Source organism: Lentiprolixibacter sp. (assembly GCF_982873095.1).
This window is the reverse complement of the sequence record NZ_CEYNTP010000292.1, coordinates 1-3,109: the sequence shown is the minus strand read 5'-3', so window position 1 is coordinate 3,109 and position 3,109 is coordinate 1. Positions and strand designations below refer to the sequence as shown.

Below are 3,109 nucleotides of genomic sequence, written 5' to 3'. Positions count from 1 at the left end.
TTTCCTGTTCGCAGGCCGCGTGAAGTACAATTAAAATAAATAATCCCCAGATCCTTCTCATTCTACCTTGCAAAGAAGACGCAAGATACGGAAACTCCTACGAATCAAAAAGCCGATGAGGTTAATGTTTTCGGGGAATGCAGGAGTTTATATTCCATTTAACAATTAACTCAAAATAAAGGCTGCGACTCAGGATAATTAGGCTGTTTTTCAAATTTCAGGACGCTCATTTAATTCCAGAACAGGGCATAAATAGCTGCCGTAATGACCATGACCGCAAACGCCCCAATATTGAATTTAGGACTGGTCGCAAAGGTCTTTCTGGAAATAAGGATACCCTTTGGATCATCTGCACCTTTGTTTTGACCAAGACTTACCAACACGATCACCAGCATGGAGAGCAGGCAGGTATATCCCATTTGATCCAGGAAGGGTACATTCACAAAGAACGCATGATCTGCCCAACCATTGGGGGAGATCTTGAAGTAAAGGGCGATAGGAATAGACGCCAATGCCCCTGCTATGGCGCCTTTGTTGGTCGTTTTCTTCCAGAATAAGCCCAAAACGAATACGGCTAAAATACCGGGACTCACTAAACCGGTATACTCCTGGATGAATTGAAAGGCCTGGTCAATACCTCCCAGTAAGGGAGCCATAATACTGGCAATTATCAAGGCAATAGCAGCAGAAATGCGCCCTACGTTAACTGTGGCTTTATCCGAGGCATTCCTGTTGACGTATTGCTTATAGATATCCATTGTAAAAATCGTTGAGGTGGAGTTTAACATGGAAGCCAGGGAGGAAACCACTGCTGCCGTCAGGGCTGCAAAGGCGACTCCTTTGAGCCCTACAGGCAGGAATTGCAGCAGCCAGGGATAAGCTTTGTCTGCCTGCGCCAGTGAGGGCAGATTTTGAAGCCCGGTTTCGCCAAGGCGGCCAAGTATTCCGGAATCATTGACCATGACATAGGCTGCAATACCGGGAATAACTACAATTACGGGGATAATAATTTTGAGGAAGGCTGCCAGGATAATCCCTTTTTGTGATTCCCTCAGGGACTTGGCCGCAAGGGTCCTTTGTATGATATACTGGTTAAAGCCCCAGTAATATAAGTTCGCCACCCAGAGGCCACCAACGAGTACGCCTAATCCGGGCAGGTTCTTGTACTCCGGATTGGATTTGTCTAATATCATCACAAATTTTTCAGGGACGGTCTCGTATACCGTTTTTATTCCGACTAAAATCCCCTGCCCGTCGGAAACCGAATTCAGGGCCAGATAGGTAGTTACCAGGCCACCAAGGACGAGGAAAATCACCTGTATCACATCCGTCCAGGCTACAGCTGAAAGACCGCCGTAAAGAGAATAGGCCGCCGCAAACAGGGCCAGTCCAATTACCCCATAGATCATGGGGATGCCCATAATCGTCTCCAGCGCTAGGGAACCCAGATAGAGCACAGAAGCCAGGTTGACAAAAACATAAAGGGCAATCCAGAAAACCGCCAGAATGGTCTTCAGATTTGTGGAATACCGTTTTTCAACGAATTCCGGTATGGTGTACAGGCCTTTTTCAATAAAAATGGGAAGGAAGTATTTTCCAACAATCAGCAAGGTTATGGCTGCCATCCATTCATAGGAGGCAATAGCCAGACCCACGGCAAAACCGGAACCCGACATCCCGATAAATTGTTCTGCGGAAATATTAGCTGCTATAAGCGAAGCCCCTATAGCCCACCAGGGGAGCGATTTACTGGCAAGGAAATAGTCCTCTGCATTTTTCTGGTGACCTTCCTTATCGCGGGAGACCCAGAGGCCTACTCCTAAAATGAGGCATCCATAGACGGCAAAAATCAAATAGTCCCAGAATCCAAAAGCCGAAGTCATAATATTTGGTTGAGGTTATTTAGTTGCATATCGCTTCCATAATATACAATCCTGATAGCAATTTTGGGAAAGCAATGGTAAAACTTACTGGCTTTTCCGCAAATTCATATGTACTGGTTGATGATATTCTCGAAGAGTTCCTGTTTACCGCTTTGTAAGTCCAGTTCTCCATTTGCCATGGCAATATCATAGAGGTCTGTTAGTTGTAATTTTCCTTCTTCAAAAGCTTTACCCTGGCCTTGGTCAAAAGAGTGGTAGCGTTCCTTGCGTAGTCCTTCATAAGATGAAGAGCGGATGATATTGTCTGCTATGAGCAAGGCACGGGCAAAGGTATCCGCCCCTCCAATATGCGCATGGAACACATCTTCCGGATCGGTGGAATTCCTTCGTATTTTAGCATCAAAATTTACCCCGCCCCCTTGAAGTCCACCTGATTTAAGGAAAACGAGCATGGCTTCTGTTACCTCGTTGATGTTGTTAGGGAACTGGTCCGTGTCCCAGCCATTCTGATAATCCCCTCTGTTGGCATCAATGCTCCCCAATAGGCCGTGGCTTGCTGCTACTTCCAGTTCGTGCTGGAAGGTATGGCCGGCCAGGGTAGCGTGATTCACCTCAATATTGAGTTTAAAGTCGTCCTGCAAACCGTATTGATGCAAGAACCCTATCACTGTGGCGGCATCGAAGTCGTATTGGTGCTTCATGGGTTCCATGGGCTTGGGTTCGATAAAGAAATTGCCCCTGAACCCCTGTGCTCTTGCATAATCGCGGGCCAGGCCCAGAAATTGGCCCATATGGTCCAATTCACGTTTCATATCAGTATTCAGGAGCGACATATACCCTTCGCGACCTCCCCAGAAGACATAATTCTCCCCACCGAGGGCAATGGTAGCATCCAGGGCCAGTTTAATCTGCCCACCTGCCCGTGCCAGGACCCTGAAATCCGGGTTGGTAGCTGCACCGTTCATATACCTGGGATGGGAAAAGCAGTTTGCCGTGCCCCAGAGCAATTTAACCCCGGAGGCTTTCTTTTTCTCTTTGAGATACTCTACCATGCTAAACAAACGTTTCTCAGATTCTGAAAAGGTGGGGGCTTCCCGGATCAGATCGTAATCGTGAAAGCAGAAGTAGTCAAATCCCAGTTTGGTAATAAATTCAAATGCCGCATCGGCCTTTGCCCGGGCAGCCTCATAGGGATCAGTTGGCACATCCCAGGGAAATTGCTGTGT

General features: G+C 47.2%; 2 protein-coding genes. Both read right to left on the bottom strand.

What is annotated here, in order from left to right; translation table 11 throughout:
• Positions 1-230 precede the first annotated feature (230 nt).
• Positions 231-1,883, bottom strand: coding sequence for a sodium/sugar symporter (locus tag AC4E7D_RS13385; protein WP_490174286.1), 1,653 nt, complete (start codon positions 1,881-1,883; stop codon positions 231-233).
• Between the two features lie 104 nt (positions 1,884-1,987).
• Positions 1,988-3,109, bottom strand: a 1,122-nt coding sequence (gene xylA / locus AC4E7D_RS13380) for a xylose isomerase (RefSeq protein WP_490174285.1), incomplete at its 5' end; no start/stop codon positions are given.

Excerpts from the sequence above, each read along its gene's own strand:
- AC4E7D_RS13385 (WP_490174286.1), bottom strand. The coding sequence starts at position 1,883 with ATGACTTCGGCTTTTGGATTCTGGGACTATTTGATTTTTGCCGTCTAT.